This window comes from Pseudomonas sp. BMW13 (assembly GCF_013357275.1).
In the GTDB taxonomy this organism is placed as follows: Bacteria; Pseudomonadota; Gammaproteobacteria; order Pseudomonadales; family Pseudomonadaceae; genus Aquipseudomonas; species Aquipseudomonas khazarica.
In genome coordinates this window covers 21665-36497 of the sequence record NZ_SUKD01000028.1, presented here as the reverse complement: position 1 = coordinate 36497, position 14833 = coordinate 21665, and the positions used below count along the sequence as shown (strand labels likewise).

The 14833-nt window shown below is 66.2% G+C and carries 11 protein-coding genes; all 11 read left to right on the top strand.

Annotated elements, in window-relative coordinates; translation table 11 throughout:
• Window positions 1-48 precede the first annotated feature (48 nt).
• On the top strand, window positions 49-2454 hold the full coding sequence (locus E4487_RS20005) for a PAS domain S-box protein (protein ID WP_175254201.1): 2406 nt from the start codon (window positions 49-51) through the stop codon (window positions 2452-2454).
• Complete coding sequence (locus E4487_RS20000) at window positions 2451-3080, top strand: response regulator transcription factor (RefSeq protein ID WP_047589111.1); 630 nt, start codon at window positions 2451-2453, stop codon at window positions 3078-3080. The genes E4487_RS20005 and E4487_RS20000 overlap by 4 nt, the downstream gene beginning before the upstream one ends.
• 330 nt (window positions 3081-3410) lie before the next feature.
• Window positions 3411-4508 (top strand): ABC transporter ATP-binding protein, encoded by a 1098-nt coding sequence (locus E4487_RS19995; RefSeq protein WP_037054998.1) that lies wholly within the window; start codon window positions 3411-3413, stop codon window positions 4506-4508.
• 52 nt (window positions 4509-4560) lie between these two features.
• Window positions 4561-5592, top strand: a complete 1032-nt coding sequence (locus tag E4487_RS19990; protein WP_047589108.1) for an ABC transporter substrate-binding protein — start codon at window positions 4561-4563, stop codon at window positions 5590-5592.
• Between the two features lie 66 nt (window positions 5593-5658).
• Window positions 5659-6906 carry an ABC transporter permease gene (locus E4487_RS19985; protein WP_175254200.1) on the top strand — a complete coding sequence of 416 codons (1248 nt, stop codon included), beginning with the start codon at window positions 5659-5661 and terminating at the stop codon, window positions 6904-6906.
• A 172-nt stretch (window positions 6907-7078) separates the two neighbouring features.
• Entirely contained in the window at window positions 7079-7906 is an 828-nt protein-coding gene (locus E4487_RS19980; protein ID WP_037054990.1) for an ABC transporter permease, read from the top strand.
• A 105-nt stretch (window positions 7907-8011) separates the two neighbouring features.
• A complete protein-coding gene (locus tag E4487_RS19975) occupies window positions 8012-9055 on the top strand; it encodes an ABC transporter substrate-binding protein (protein ID WP_175254199.1) in 1044 nt (347 codons plus the stop codon).
• A gap of 57 nt (window positions 9056-9112) precedes the next feature.
• Complete coding sequence (locus E4487_RS19970) at window positions 9113-10483, top strand: sigma-54-dependent Fis family transcriptional regulator (protein ID WP_150606745.1); 1371 nt, start codon at window positions 9113-9115, stop codon at window positions 10481-10483.
• Between the two features lie 177 nt (window positions 10484-10660).
• Entirely contained in the window at window positions 10661-11809 is a 1149-nt protein-coding gene (locus tag E4487_RS19965; protein WP_175254198.1) for an iron-containing alcohol dehydrogenase, read from the top strand.
• A gap of 79 nt (window positions 11810-11888) precedes the next feature.
• Window positions 11889-13268: a membrane protein gene (locus E4487_RS19960; RefSeq protein ID WP_037054986.1), complete on the top strand. Its 1380-nt coding sequence runs from the start codon at window positions 11889-11891 to the stop codon at window positions 13266-13268.
• 54 nt (window positions 13269-13322) lie between these two features.
• Entirely contained in the window at window positions 13323-14777 is a 1455-nt protein-coding gene (gene gabD, locus E4487_RS19955; protein WP_175254197.1) for an NADP-dependent succinate-semialdehyde dehydrogenase, read from the top strand.
• Window positions 14778-14833 lie beyond the last annotated feature (56 nt).

The following is a 14833-nucleotide window of genomic DNA, read 5'->3' as shown; positions in this document are numbered from 1 at the left end:
CAAGACTGGAGTAAGGTAGGGGATCGCGTCATCGGATCGTCCCCTCGCATGAAGTCCGCTCTCTCCTCCCTCTGCCTGCTGCTGATGCTGTGCGCCTCGACCACCTGGGCAGATGCGACGCGCCTGCCGTTGCGGCCGGCCTACGATGCCGAACAGCGCGCCTGGCTGAAGGCGCATCCGGTGTTGCGGGTGGGGCTGATCCAGCAGGCACCCTGGGTCCAGCGCGTGCAGAACCGGCAACTGGTCGGCGCCAACATCGACCTGATGAAGCGCCTGCTCGAAGGCATGGGCGTCACGCCCGACTGGCACCTGTACCCGGATTTGCCTGCGCTGGAGCGGGCGGCCGCAGCAGGTGAGGTGGACCTCGCCCCCGGGCTGCAACAGACCCCGGCGGGACTGCGCATCTGGCATTACTCCATGCCCTATCTGCGGGTGCCGCATCTGGTCGTCGGTGAACGCAGCGGCAGTGGCTCGGTGGACCTCGACCAGTTGCCGCTGGAGCAGATCGTGGCGGTGCGCGTGCCGAGCCAGGCGGCCGAATACCTGGAGCGTACCCATACCAACCTGCGCCTGAAGCCCACCAGCAGCGAACGCGCCGCGCTGCTGCAGGTGCTGAACCAGGAAGTCAGCTATGCGGTGCTCGACGAGGCCAGCCTGAGCCTGCAACTGCGCGAATCGCGCTTCACCAACCTGAGCATCGTCGGTGATATCGGGCTGCCGCAGCTGTTGCGCCTGGCCACGCGCCGCGACCAGCCGCTGCTGTCGGACATCGTCGACCGCACCTTGCAGGCGCTCCCGGCTCGCGAGCTGGAGGAGCTGCGTGACACCTGGCTGCCGCTGCGCTATCCGCAGTCCACGGATTTCGTCGGTTTCTGGAAGACCCTCACGCTGTTCCTCTTTCTGCTGCTGACCCTGGTGGCGACCGCGCTGTACCGGCAACGCCAGCAGACCCGCCTGCTGGAGCGCGGCCTGCTCGGTGCGCGGGCGCAGCTCGACTCGCATCAGCAGGCCGCCGAGGCGCTGCGCCTGAGCCAGTTCTCCATCGACAACAGCACGGTCGGCATTCTCTGGGTCAACTGGGACAGCCACTTGCGCTATGCCAACGGCGCAGCCGAACGCATGCTCGGCTATCGCCCCGGCGAGTTGGTGGACAGGCCGCTGAGCCAGGTGGAACCGAGCCTCGACATGGATCGCTGGCTGCGCCTGTGGAAGCGCGTACGCGAGCAGGAAGACGGATCGTCGAGTTTCGAGATCGACTGCCTGCGCGCCGATGGCAGCCGCATGCCGGCGGATGTGTCGTTGAGCTTTTTGCGCTATCGCCAGGCCGAGTACCTGGTGGTCTTCCTCAGCGACGTGACCGAGCGCCGCCGCGCGCGGGCTGCACTGGAGGAAAGCGAGGCGCGCTTCAAGGGCATCGCCGGCAACGTGCCGGGCCTGGTGTTCCGCCTGGAGCGCGCGGCCCCGGGGCAGGTGGTCAACTTCGCCTATATCAGCGAGGCCAGCCAGGAGATGGTCGGCTGGCCGGCCCGTGAACTGCAGCGTGAGGAGCGTGGCATCCGCAGCCTGGTGCATCCGCAGGACCTGGCCAGCTACCTGAACAGCCAGACGCTGGCGCTGGAAGGCGAGAGCGACTGGTATTGGCAGGGGCGCATCCTGACCCGCGACGACGAGGTGCTCTGGGCCGACATTCGCACCACCGCGCGGCCTTTGGGCGGCGGGCGCATGGTCTGGGACGGGATTCTCTGGGACATCACCGAGAACAAGCTGGCGGAGCTGGCCCTGGCCGATTCGCGGGCGCGCCTGCGGGAACTGTCGGCGCATCTGGAGAGCGTGCGCGAAGAGGAAAAGGCGCGCATCGCCCGCGAGGTGCATGACGAGCTGGGCCAGGTGCTGACCGTGCTCAAGCTGGAAACGGCGATGTGCGAGCTGGCCTGTGCCGGGCAGATACCGGCGCTGGACGAGCGCCTGGCCAGCATGAAGCGCCTGATCGCACAGCTGTTCCAGCTGGTGCGCGACGTGGCCACGGCGTTGCGTCCGCCGATTCTCGATGCCGGCATCGCCTCGGCCATCGAGTGGCAGGTGCGCCGCTTCGAGGAGCGGACGCAGATCCCCTGCCTGGTCGAGGTGCCGGAGCATCTCATGCAACTGCCGGATGCCCAGGCCATCGGCCTGTTCCGCATCCTGCAGGAGGCCCTGACCAACGTGATGCGTCATGCCGGCGCGCACAGCGTCGAGGTGCACCTGTGGCAGGAGGACGACAGCTTGTGCCTGTCGGTGGCCGACGATGGCAAGGGCTTCGATCCGGCGCAGCGCAAGCCGGGACAGTCTTTCGGCCTGGTCGGCATGCAGGAGCGCATGCTCATGCTCGGCGGGCAGTTGCAGATTGACAGCAGGCCCGGCGAGGGCACTACCCTTTACGCGCGCATAACTTTGGATGAGGAGGTCACGGCGTGATCCGGGTACTCGTGGCCGAAGACCACACCATCGTACGGGAAGGCATCAAGCAACTGATCGGCATGGCCCGCGACCTCGAGGTGGCGGGGGAGGCGAGCAACGGTGAGCAGCTGCTCGAAGTGCTGCGACGCACGCCCTGCGATGTGGTCCTGCTGGATATCTCCATGCCTGGCGTCAACGGCCTGGAGGCCATCCCGCGGATTCGCGCGCTCAGCGCGTCCCCGGCCATCCTGGTGCTGTCGATGCATGACGAAGCGCAGATGGCCGCCCGCGCCCTCAAGGCCGGCGCCGCCGGCTACGCCACCAAGGACAGCGACCCGGCACTGCTGATCACCGCCATCCGCAAGGTGGCTTCGGGTGGACGCTACATCGACCCGGCGCTGGCCGACCGCATGGTCTTCGAGGTCGGCCTGACCGATTCGCGCCCGCCCCATGCGCAACTGTCCGAACGCGAGTTCTCGGTGTTCGAGCGCCTGGTGCGTGGCGAGGGCGTCAACGACATCGCCCTGCACCTGGCGGTGAGCAACAAGACCGTGAGCACACACAAGGCGCGCCTGATGCAGAAGCTGGGCGCGCATTCGGTGGCCGACCTGGTGCGCTACGCCATGGAGCACCGCCTGGTCTGAGCGATCAGCGGTGCCGGAGTAGGGTGGATGACGCTCTTTTCATCCACCGTTTCGAGATCGACGCGCTCGCATCGGTGGACATGAAAAGCGCTGTCCACCCTACCTGTGGACCAGCTGTTGGCGCGCAGTGCTGATCGCGGATAGATCGCGTCTGCAGGCGCAGCCTGCGCCTTCGATAGCCGAGGCAATCACTCGGAATTTGTAGGGCTATCCCTACACGAGATTCTCTCCGCGCCTGATATCAGCTTGTCATCCCGCCCGATTTTTCGCCCTTTCTCGCCGCCCTACTCTGTGGTCATCGGCCTGAGACAAGAACAAGGGTGTGGTGTGATGGCAAACGATGTACTGGTGAGCTTCCGCGGCGTGCAGAAGAGCTACGACGGCGAAACGCTGATCGTCAAAGACCTCAACCTGGATATCCGCAAGGGCGAGTTTCTGACCCTGCTCGGCCCGTCCGGTTCCGGCAAGACCACCAGCCTGATGATGCTGGCCGGTTTCGAAACGCCGACCGCCGGCGAGATCCTCCTCGATGGCCGCTCGCTGAACAAACTGCCGCCACACAAGCGCGACATCGGCATGGTGTTCCAGAACTATGCGCTGTTCCCGCACATGACCGTGGCGGAGAACCTGGCCTTCCCGCTGAGCGTGCGCGGCATGTCGCGCACCGACATCAGCGAGCGGGTCAAGCGGGCACTGTCGATGGTGCAGCTCGACAGCTTCCGCAACCGTTATCCGGGACAGCTTTCCGGTGGCCAGCAGCAGCGTGTGGCGCTGGCCCGCGCGCTGGTGTTCGAGCCGCAGCTGGTGCTGATGGACGAACCGCTCGGCGCGCTGGACAAGCAGCTGCGCGAGCACATGCAGATGGAGATCAAGCACCTGCACCAGCGCCTGGGCGTGACCGTGGTCTACGTGACCCACGACCAGGGCGAGGCGCTGACCATGTCCGACCGCGTGGCGGTGTTCCACCAGGGCGAGATCCAGCAGATCGCCCCGCCGCGCGAACTCTACGAAACCCCGCAGAACACCTTTGTCGCCCAGTTCATCGGTGAGAACAACCGCCTCGCCGGGCAACTGGTCAGCCGCGACGGCGAGCAGTGCGTGGTGCGCCTGGCGCGCGGCGAACAGGTGAAGGCCACGGCGGTGAACGTCGGCGCCGTCGGCGAGCCGGTGAGCCTGTCGATCCGCCCGGAGCGTATCCGTCTCAACGGCCACAGCGAGGCCTGCCCGAACCGGTTCTCCGGGCGCATCGCCGAGTTCATCTACCTGGGCGACCACGTGCGCATCCGCATGGAGGTCTGCGGCCAATCCGATTTCTACGTCAAGCAACCCGTGGCCGAGCTCGATCCGGGCCTGGAGGTTGGTGACCTGGTTCCGCTCGGCTGGTCTGTCGAGCATGTCCGCGCGCTCGACCCACTCCTGGCGGAGTGAGCGTTGCGCGCAGTGCTTCACCTTACCCCGTAACACAGAGGAGCTGATAAGAATGACGAAATCCCTGAAGCTCGCGGCATTGGCCCTGGGCGTGAGCTGTGCCATGCCGGCGCTGGCGGTGGATCTGACCGCGGTGTCCTTCGGCGGCGCGAACAAGGCGGCGCAGGTCAAGGCCTTCTACGAACCCTTCGAGAAGGACACCGGCAACAAGGTACTGGGCGGCGAATACAACGGTGAGATGGCCAAGGTCAAGGCCATGGTCGACACCCGCAGCGTGAGCTGGGACCTGGTCGAGGTGGAGTCCCCGGAACTGGCACGTGGCTGTGACGAAGGCCTGTTCGAGGAGCTCGATCCGGCGCAGTTCGGCAGCGCCGACAATTTCATCGACGGCGCCATCCAGCCCTGCGGCGTGGGCTTCTTCGTCTGGTCGACGGTACTGGCCTACAACGCCGACAAGCTGAGCAGCGCACCGACCAGCTGGGCCGATTTCTGGGACGTGCAGAAATTCCCGGGCAAGCGCGGCCTGCGCAAGGGCGCCAAGTACACCCTGGAATTCGCCCTGATGGCCGATGGTGTGCCGGTCAAGGACGTGTACAAGGTGCTGGCCACCAAGGATGGCCAGGATCGTGCGTTCAAGAAGCTCGATGAGCTCAAGCCGAACATCCAGTGGTGGGAAGCAGGTGCCCAGCCGCCGCAGTACCTCGCCTCCGGCGACGTGGTGATGAGCTCCGCGTACAACGGCCGCATCGCTGCCGTGCAGGCCGAGAGCAACCTGCAGGTGGTGTGGAACGGCGGTATCTACGACTTCGACTCCTGGGCGATTCCGCGTGGCGCGAAGAACGCCGAAGTGGCCAAGCAGTTCATTGCCTACGCGGTCAAACCCGAAGCGCAGAAGACCTACTCGGAAAACATCGCCTACGGCCCGGCCAACAAGCAGGCCATCGAGCTGCTGGCGCCGGAGCGCCTGAACCTGATGCCGACCACGCCGGAAAACATCGCCAACCAGGTGGCCATCGACGTGACCTTCTGGGCTGACTACGGCGAGCAGCTGGAGCAGCGTTTCAACGCCTGGGCCGCGCGTTAAGTCGCCTATCCGGCCCCGCCCGCTGGCGGGGCCGTCTGAATTCTCTTCCTGCTTGCGGAGTTGTCCATGGCCGCCGTACTGCCTGCCACCGATATGCCAGGGCCCAGCCTGAAACAGCGTCTGGCCCGTGCCGAGCGTTTCAATCGCCTGAAGTCGAAGGCGCTGATCCTGCCGCTGTTGCTGTTTCTCCTGCTGACCTTCCTGTTGCCCATCGGCGCCCTTCTGCTGCGCAGTGTCGACAACCCGGAAGTGGTCGGCAGCCTGCCGCGTACCGTCGAGGCACTCGCCTCCTGGGATGGCCGTGGCCTGCCCGCCGAGCCGGCCTATCGGGCGATCGCCGAGGATCTTGCCGAGGCCCGTCGCAATCAGCAGCTGGGTGACCTGTCCAAGCGCCTGAACATGGAGCTGGCAGGCTTCCGCAGCCTGGTCAGCAGCACCGCACGCAAGCTGCCGCTACGTGAGGAGCCGGCCTCCTATCAGGCGGCCTTCCTCGACCTCGACGAGCGTTGGGGTGACCCCGCCTACTGGCAGGTGATCCGCCGCAACGCGTCGGCGGCCACCCCCTACTACCTGCTGGCCGCGCTCGATCACCGCATCGACGACCTCGGTGAGCTGGCCAAGGCCACGCCGGACCAGGCCATCTACCTGGACATCTTCGCCCGTACCTTCTGGATGAGCCTGGTGATCACTGCCATCTGCCTGGTGCTGGCGTACCCGCTGGCGTACCTGCTGGCCAACCTGCCGACCCGTTCCGGCAACCTGCTGATGATCCTGGTGCTGTTGCCGTTCTGGACCTCGATCCTGGTGCGGGTCGCGGCCTGGATCGTGCTGCTGCAGTCGGGCGGCCTGATCAACAGTGCGCTGATCTCGCTGGGCATCATCGAGCAGCCGCTGCAACTGGTGTTCAACCGCAGCGGCGTGTACGTGGCGATGGTGCACATCATGCTGCCGTTCATGATCCTGCCGATCTACAGCGTGATGAAAGGCATCTCGCCCAGCTACATGCGCGCGGCGGTGTCGCTCGGCTGCCACCCGTTCGCCAGTTTCTGGCGGGTGTACTTCCCGCAGACCCTGGCCGGCGTCGGCGCAGGCTGCCTGCTGGTGTTCATCCTGTCGATCGGCTACTACATCACCCCGGCGCTGCTGGGCAGCCCGAACGACCAGATGATCAGCTACTTCGTCGCCTTCTACACCAACACCACCATCAACTGGGGCATGGCCACGGCCCTCGGCGGCCTGCTGCTGGCGGCGACCCTGGTGCTCTACGTGGTGTACAGCTGGCTGGTCGGCGCGAGCAAGCTGCGGCTTGGCTGAAAGCGGCCTGCGTAGCAGGCCATCCGATGATCTTCGCCCATTCATGGGCGAGGGTGCCCGAAGGGCGGGAGAGGGTGCTTGTGTCGGCACCGCTGCTCTACGTCTCTGATGTTCACCAGACCTTCTCCCGCCAGCGGGAGAGGGGAGCTAAACGCTAAATGGAGTCACAGCCATGCTCAGCCCCTACATGTCACCCGTCGAGCGCCTCTGGTACTACGGCCTGCGCATTCTCTGCGGCCTGGTGCTGCTGTTCCTGATCCTGCCGGTGCTGGTGATCGTGCCGCTGTCGTTCAACTCCGGCACCTTCCTCGTCTACCCGCTGCAGGGGTTCTCGCTGCGCTGGTACGAGGACTTCTTCATGTCCGCTGACTGGATGCGCTCTCTGAAGAACAGCCTGATCATCGCCCCGGCGGCGACGATGCTGGCGATGGGCTTCGGCACCCTGGCGGCCATCGGCCTGACCCGTGGCGAGTTTCGCGGCAAGGCGCTGGTCATGAGCCTGCTGATCTCCCCGATGATCGTCCCGGTGGTGATCATCGGCGTGGCCAGCTACCTGTTCTTCGCGCCCCTGGGCCTGGGTAACAGCTACCTGTCGCTGATCCTGGTGCATGCGGTGCTCGGCGTGCCCTTCGTCATCATCACCGTGTCGGCGACCCTGCAGGGGTTCAACCACAACCTGGTACGTGCCGCCGCCAGCCTCGGCGCCTCGCCGATCACCACCTTCCGCCGCGTGACACTGCCGCTGATCGCGCCAGGCGTCATCTCCGGTGCGCTGTTCGCCTTCGCCACCTCGTTCGATGAAGTGGTGGTGACGCTGTTCCTCGCCGGCCCCGAGCAGGCGACCCTGCCCCGGCAGATGTTCAGCGGCATCCGCGAGAACCTGTCGCCGACCATCGCGGCCGCTGCCACCTTGCTGATCGGCTTTTCCGTGCTGCTCCTGCTGACCCTGGAGTGGCTGCGCGGCCGCAGCGAGCGCCTGCGCACCCAGCAAGTGGAGTGAGTTCACCCGTGCGGCGCAAGGGGCCGCATGCCTGAGTCATCATTAGCGAATGCGTGCCGGCATGGCCCGTGAGGCTGCGCCGGCCGTTCACAGGGAGAATCAAGGATGCTGTGGAAACGTAATTGGCCCTGGGCGCTCGCCCTGTGCTGCGTGGCTTCGATCGATGCGGCCCAGGCCGCATCGCAGTTGCGGGTCGTTTCATTCGGTGGTTCGGTGCGCGATGCCCAGCGCGAAGCCTTCTATCGCCCGTTCCGCGAAGCCTCCGATGTCGTGGTGGTGAGCGGCTCCTACAACGGCGACTTCGGCAAGCTGCGCAAGATGCAGGCGATGCAGCACGTCAGCTGGGACGTGATCGAGGTCGAGGCGCCCGAGCTGGTGCGGGGCTGCGAGGAAGGGCTGTTCCAGCCGATCGATGCCAGCGCGCTGGGCGATACCTCCAGCTATCTGCCGGGGGCGATACGGCCCTGCGGCGTGGGCATCTTCGTCTGGTCCATGGCGCTGGCCTACGACAGCAAACGCTTCGGCCAGGCACCGACCGGCTGGGCCGATTTCTGGGACGTGCAGAAATTCCCGGGCAAACGCGGCCTGCGCAAGGGGGCCAAGTACAACCTCGAATTCGCCCTGCTGGCCGATGGCGTGCCGGCGCAGCAGATCTATGCGCGCCTGGCCAGCGAGGCCGGTGTGCGCCAGGCCTTCGCCAAGCTCGAGCAGATCAAGGCCGATATCCACTGGTGGGAAGCCGGGGAGGAGCCGGTGCGGCGCCTGCGCGATGGCTCCGTGGCGATGAGTGCGGCCTACAGCGGACGTATCGCCACGGCGCAGGATCAGGGTGACCCGCTGCAGCTGATCTGGGCCGGCAGCGTCTATGACTTCGATTACTGGGCGATTCCCCAGGGCAGCTTCAACACGCCGCAGGCGCAGGCGTTCATCCGCTTCGCCAGCCAGGCCGACGCCCAGCGTGCCTTCTCCGAGCAGATTCCCTACGGGCCGATCCGCCAGGACGCCCAGGCCGGGCTCGACGCGCAGCGCCTGGCCAGGCTGCCGACCGCGCCGCAGAACCTCGAGCAGGCACTGCCGATGGGGGTGGAATTCTGGATCGAACACGGTGCCGACCTGGAAGCGCGCTTCGAGCAATGGGCGTCACGCTGAGGCAGGCGGCGGCAGGCAGCGATAGAATTCGTGCTTTAAGCCAGCCGAGGATGCCTGATGGATTTCGATGCCCCGGGGTTTCGCGAACTGCTCGATGCCCTGCATGACGGTGTCTACATCACCGATGCCGACGGCATTACCCTCAAGGTCAACAGCGCCTACGAACGCCTGACCGGACTGCGCAGCGAGGACGTGGTCGGCCAGCACATGCAGGCGCTGGTGGAGCAGGGGGTGATCTCGCAATCGGTTTCCCTGCGCGTGCTCAAGGAGGGCAAGGCGCTGTCGCTGATGCAGAGCGTCAGCCAGGGCAAGCGCCTGCTGGTCAGCGGTACGCCGATCTTCGCCGAGGACGGGCACGTGCGTTATGTGGTCAGCACCGTGCGTGACATGACCGAACTGCTGCGCATGAAGCACGAGCGCGACGAGCTGCAGCAACTGCGCAAGCTGCGCAGCAGCACCGCCAAGCTGCATGCCGGCCAGCGCGATGACCTGCTCGACACCTCGCCCGTGGCCAACCTGCCCGCCTCGGGCAGGGTCTTCGCCCTGGCCCGCCAGGTCGCCGCCAGCGATGTGAAGGTGCTGCTGCAGGGCGAAACCGGTGTGGGCAAGACGCTCATCGCGCAGTACATCCACAAGAGCAGCCCGCGGGCGGCACAGCCGTTTCTGGCGCTCAACTGTGGCGCGCTTCCCGAGAACCTGATCGAGGCCGAACTGTTCGGCTACGTCGCCGGGGCCTTCACCGGTGCCGGCAGCAAGGGCAAGCGCGGCCTGCTGGAGCTGGCGCACCAGGGCACGGTGTTCCTCGACGAAATCGGCGACCTGCCGCTGGCGCTGCAGGTGAAGCTGCTCAAGGTGATCGAGGAGAGCCGCTTCATTCCGGTCGGCGGGCTGGAACTCAAGGAGGTGGACGTGCGCATCGTCACCGCCACGCACCACGACCTGCGCGCGATGGTCAGCGAAGGGCGTTTTCGCGCCGACCTCTATTACCGCCTCAACGTGGTGCCGATTCATGTGCCGGCGCTGCGTGAACGGCGCGAGGAGATCCAGCCGCTGCTGGATTTCTACCTGGCCGAGTTCAACCAGCGCTACGGCCGCGAGCTGAACTGGGGGCTGGAGGCCCTCGATGCACTCACCGACTACGACTGGCCCGGCAATATCCGCGAGCTGATCAACCTGGTCGAACGCCTGGTGGTCACCTGCAGCGCCGGGAGCGTGGAGCTGTTCGACCTGCCCGAGGAGATGCGCGCCGCCCGTGGCGCGCGTGACGATGAGCACCTGCTGCCGCTGCGCAAGCAGGTCGAGCAGCTGGAGCGCCGCCTGATCCGCCAGGCGCTGGTGCAGCACAAGACCACGCGAGAGGCTGCCAGGGTGCTGGGCCTGAGCCAGGCGACCCTGGTGCAGAAGATGAAGCGCTGGGAACAGGGCTGATTGGAAAATGGATCGTAAGGCGGCTTTTTGATTGGTTTTCCGATCAATGCTGCCTTGAAAAACACTGTGGCAAATCGACGCAAGCCCTCTGCGGCGGTGCTTTGCGCGAAGTGGCACAGGAATCGCTATTGCAGCGCCCGACCCCGTTTCGCAAAACAACGCATAAAGGGCCTGCTGATGAGTATTGCTGCATTCAAGATCGCCAATAAGCTGCTGACCGGCCAGGGTGCCGTCGAACAGCTGGCGAGCGAACTGCCCCGCCTGAAGATCAGCAACCCGCTGATCGTCACCGACACCATCCTGATCAAGTCCGGTACGGTCGAGCACGTCCTCGGGCAACTGGGAGAAATGGCCTACGGCATCTTCGACGGTGTCGAGCCGGAGCCGGAGATCGCCATCGTCGAGGCCTGTGCCAAGGCCTATCGCGAGGGTGGCCACGACGGCCTGATCGGCGTGGGCGGTGGCAGCGCCATCGATATCGCCAAGGCCGTGGCCGGCTATGTGGGCCATGACGGCGCGCTGGAAGAGCTGTTCGGCGTCGACCAGGTCAAGCGCAAGGGCCCGCCGCTGATCGCCATCCCGACCACCGCCGGCACCGGCTCGGAAGTGACCAATGTGTCGATCCTGTCCGACAAGCAGGCGCAGCTGAAGAAGGGCATCGTCAGCGACTACCTGCTGCCCGACGTGGCGCTGGTCAGCCCGGTGATGACCCTGACCTGTCCGCGCGGCGTCACTGCGGCCAGCGGTGTCGACGCACTGGTGCATGCGGTGGAGTCGTACCTGTCGGTCAATGCCTCGCCGATCACCGACGCGCTGGCCATTGGCGCCATCAAGCTGATCGCCAGGGCTCTGCCCAAGGCCTACGCCAACCCCGCCGACCTGGCCGCGCGCGAGGGCATGGCCACCGCCAGCCTGATGGCCGGCATGGCCTTCGGCAATGCGGGGGTCGGTGCGGTGCACGCCCTGGCCTATCCGCTGGGTGGGCGTTTCAACATCGCCCACGGGGTCAGCAATGCCTTGCTGCTGCCTTACGTGATGGCCTGGAACAAGCTGGCCTGCGTCGAACGCATGGCGGAAATCGCCACCGCCCTGGGCGTGCAGACCCACGGCCTGAGCGACAAGGCGGCCGCCGATCTGGCGGTCGAGGCCGTGGCCGAGCTGTGCGCCAGCGTCGACATTCCCAAGGGCATGCGCAGCTTCGGTGTGCCCGAAGACGCCATCCCGGCCATGGCCGAAGAGGCCAGCCGGATCGACCGCCTGATGCGCAACAACCCGCGTCGCCTGACTGCCGGCGACATCGAGCAGATCTACCGCGCCGCCTACTGAGCGCTGCGCGACAACCGCTGAAAGGCCCCAGCCTGCTGGGGCCGGCTGACTACAACTCTAATAAGGCTGGGTGACTCACATGTCCGAACTGCATCAATCCGAACTGGGCGCGGAAGCTCCTTACTGGCCGCTGGGGCCATTCAAGGTGCGTCTGCCGTTCATTCATTACCGCTTCGAAGCCTCCGACTACATGCAGGGCCTGCTCATGTGTGCGGTGGACCTGGCGGCGATCCCGCTGATGACCGAATTCCTCGGCATGCCGTTCGAGGTCGCACTGGCGGTGGTCATGCTCAATGGCTTGCTCTATCTCGTGCACCACCTGCTCGGTGATCCGGTGGTGCCAGGCTGGATCACCCCGGCGATTCCCCTGCTGATGGCCTATTGCAGCCAGTTCCCGGAGGGGCCGGAGCGGGTTCACGCGTTGATCGCCTTCCAGTTGATGCTGGGGGTGTTCTCCATCGGCCTGGGGATGACGGGCATGGCGCGCAAGGTGGTGTCGCTGGTGCCCTCGGCGCTCAAGGCCGGCATCATCATGGGCGCCGGCCTGAGTGCGGTGGTCACGGTGTTCAAGGAAGGCGGCCGCTTCGACAGCTTCCCCTGGACCATCTCCATCGCGGTGGGCATCGCCTTCTACCTGGTGTTTTCCATGCACTTCCAGGAGCTGAAGAAGCGCAGCCGCTTCTGGTGGAACTTCGCCAAGCTGGGCATCTTCCCGATCATCCTGCTGGCGGTGTTCGTGGCGCCGATCTTCGGCGAGGCACCGTGGCCGAAGATCGAGTGGGGCATCAGCCAGCCGGACTTCGCCACGCTGTGGCGCGAGTACACTGTGTTCGGCCTCGGCATGCCGCCGCTGATGATGTTCGTCACTGCCATCCCCACCGTGCTGGCCGCCTACCTGGTGGTGTTCGGCGACGTGCTGGGGGCCAGGGCGATCCTCTCCGAGGCCGACCATGTGCGCCGTGACGAGAAGGTCGATTTCGACCCCGACCGCTCGCACCTGATCTTCGGCGGGCGCAACGCCTTCATGAGCATCCTCGGCCCGGACGTGGCCATGTGCGGCCCGCAGTGGTCGGCGATGCAGGTGGTGATCACCGAGCGCTTCAAGGGCGGCGCCAAGGCGATGAAATCCATCTACGGTGGCGTCGGCTGGTTCCGCTGGGGCACCAACACCGGCTTGCTGCTGCTGCCGGTGGTGACCCTGTTGCAGCCGATTCTCGGTGTGGCGCTGGCGCTGACCCTGCTGATCCAGGGCTACGTCAGCGTACGCCTGGGCATCATGGAGGCCCGCAGCCAGCGTGACCTGGGGATCGCCGGGGTGATCGGTGCGGTGCTGGCGATCAAGGGCGCCGGCTGGGCCTTCGCCATCGGCGTCGGCCTCTGCGCGCTGATCTACGGCGCGCGGATGTTCCGTGGCGAGAACGACCAGACCTTCACCAAGGATCTGCCACCGGCCGAGTGATTCCTTCCTAACCGACCTGCCGGAGGCGTGCGCCTCCGGCTGCAGGAGCCATGCATGAAACTGATCGATGCTGATTTGCTGCGTCACCAGGCCTACGTCAATGGCCAGTGGTGCGATGCCGACGAGGGCGCGACCAAGGAAATCTTCAATCCCGCCAGCGGCGCGTCGCTGGGCCGTGTGCCCAACATGGGCGCGGGCGAGACCCGTCGCGCCATCGACGCGGCGCAGGTCGCGCAGCTGGCCTGGCGCGCACTGACCGCCAAGGAGCGCGCGGCGCGTTTGCGCGCCTGGTACGAGCTGATGCTGGCCAACCAGGAAGACCTGGCGCAGATCATGACCGCCGAGCAGGGCAAGCCGCTGAGCGAGGCGCGGGGCGAGGTGCTGTATGCCGCGTCCTTCATCGAATGGTTCGCCGAGGAGGCCAAGCGTGTCTATGGCGACACCATCCCCGGCCACCAGCCGGACAAGCGCCTGATCGTGACCAAGGAGCCGGTCGGCGTGGCGGCGGCGATCACCCCCTGGAACTTCCCGGCGGCGATGATCACCCGCAAGGCCGGGCCGGCACTGGCCGCCGGTTGCGCCATGGTGCTCAAGCCGGCGCCGCAGACTCCTTTCAGTGCCCTGGCCCTGGCGGTGCTGGCCGAGCGCGCGGGTATCCCGGCGGGCCTGTTCAGCGTGCTGCCGGCCGATGCCGAGCGCTCCCGTGAGGTCGGTGGCGAGCTGTGCGCCAACCCGGTCGTGCGCAAGCTGTCGTTCACCGGCTCGACCGGCGTCGGCATCAAGCTGATGGAGCAATGCGCGCCGACGTTGAAGAAGCTGTCGCTGGAGCTGGGGGGCAACGCGCCGTTCATCGTCTTCGACGATGCCGACCTGGATGCGGCGGTCGAGGGGGCCATGGTCGCCAAGTACCGCAATGCCGGGCAGACCTGCGTCTGTGCCAACCGCATCTACGTGCAGGACGCCGTGTACGACGTCTTCGCCGAGAAGCTGGCGGCAGCGGTGGCCAGGCTCAAGGTCGGACAGGGCGTCGAGGCGGGGGTGACCACCGGGCCGCTGATCGATGGCAACGCCGTGGCCAAGGTGCAGAGCCACCTGGCGGATGCGCTGGAGAAGGGCGCCAGGGTGGTGCAGGGCGGCAAGGCGCTGGGTGGCAACTTCTTCGAGCCGACCGTGCTGGTCGACGTGACGCCGCAGATGCGCGTGGCCCGCGAGGAAACCTTCGGTCCGCTGGCGCCGCTGTTCCGCTTCAGCGACGAAGCCGAGGTGGTGCGCCAGGCCAACGACACCGAGTTCGGCCTGGCCGGTTACTTCTATACCCGCGATCTGGGCCGCGCTTTCCGTGTGGGCGAGACGCTGGAGTACGGCATGGTCGGCATCAACACCGGACTGATCTCCAACGAGGTGGCGCCGTTCGGTGGCATGAAGGCCTCCGGGCTGGGCCGCGAAGGCTCCAGGTACGGGCTGGATGAGTACCTGGAAATCAAATACCTCTGCCTCGGCGGTATCTGAGCCGGGGCGCGCAGCTGGGAGGGGCTTCGGCCGCGGCGGCTACCGGCCCGAACGTC

What these genes read in the sequence shown, in the direction of transcription:
- gabD (WP_175254197.1), top strand. Translation starts at nt 13,323, where the DNA reads ATGAAACTGATCGATGCTGATTTGCTGCGTCACCAGGCCTACGTCAAT.
- E4487_RS19990 (WP_047589108.1), top strand. Translation starts at nt 4,561, where the DNA reads ATGACGAAATCCCTGAAGCTCGCGGCATTGGCCCTGGGCGTGAGCTGT.
- E4487_RS19965 (WP_175254198.1), top strand. Translation starts at nt 10,661, where the DNA reads ATGAGTATTGCTGCATTCAAGATCGCCAATAAGCTGCTGACCGGCCAG.
- E4487_RS19960 (WP_037054986.1), top strand. Translation starts at nt 11,889, where the DNA reads ATGTCCGAACTGCATCAATCCGAACTGGGCGCGGAAGCTCCTTACTGG.
- E4487_RS19975 (WP_175254199.1), top strand. Translation starts at nt 8,012, where the DNA reads ATGCTGTGGAAACGTAATTGGCCCTGGGCGCTCGCCCTGTGCTGCGTG.
- E4487_RS19995 (WP_037054998.1), top strand. Translation starts at nt 3,411, where the DNA reads ATGGCAAACGATGTACTGGTGAGCTTCCGCGGCGTGCAGAAGAGCTAC.
- E4487_RS20005 (WP_175254201.1), top strand. Translation starts at nt 49, where the DNA reads ATGAAGTCCGCTCTCTCCTCCCTCTGCCTGCTGCTGATGCTGTGCGCC.
- E4487_RS19980 (WP_037054990.1), top strand. Translation starts at nt 7,079, where the DNA reads ATGCTCAGCCCCTACATGTCACCCGTCGAGCGCCTCTGGTACTACGGC.
- E4487_RS19985 (WP_175254200.1), top strand. Translation starts at nt 5,659, where the DNA reads ATGGCCGCCGTACTGCCTGCCACCGATATGCCAGGGCCCAGCCTGAAA.
- E4487_RS19970 (WP_150606745.1), top strand. Translation starts at nt 9,113, where the DNA reads ATGGATTTCGATGCCCCGGGGTTTCGCGAACTGCTCGATGCCCTGCAT.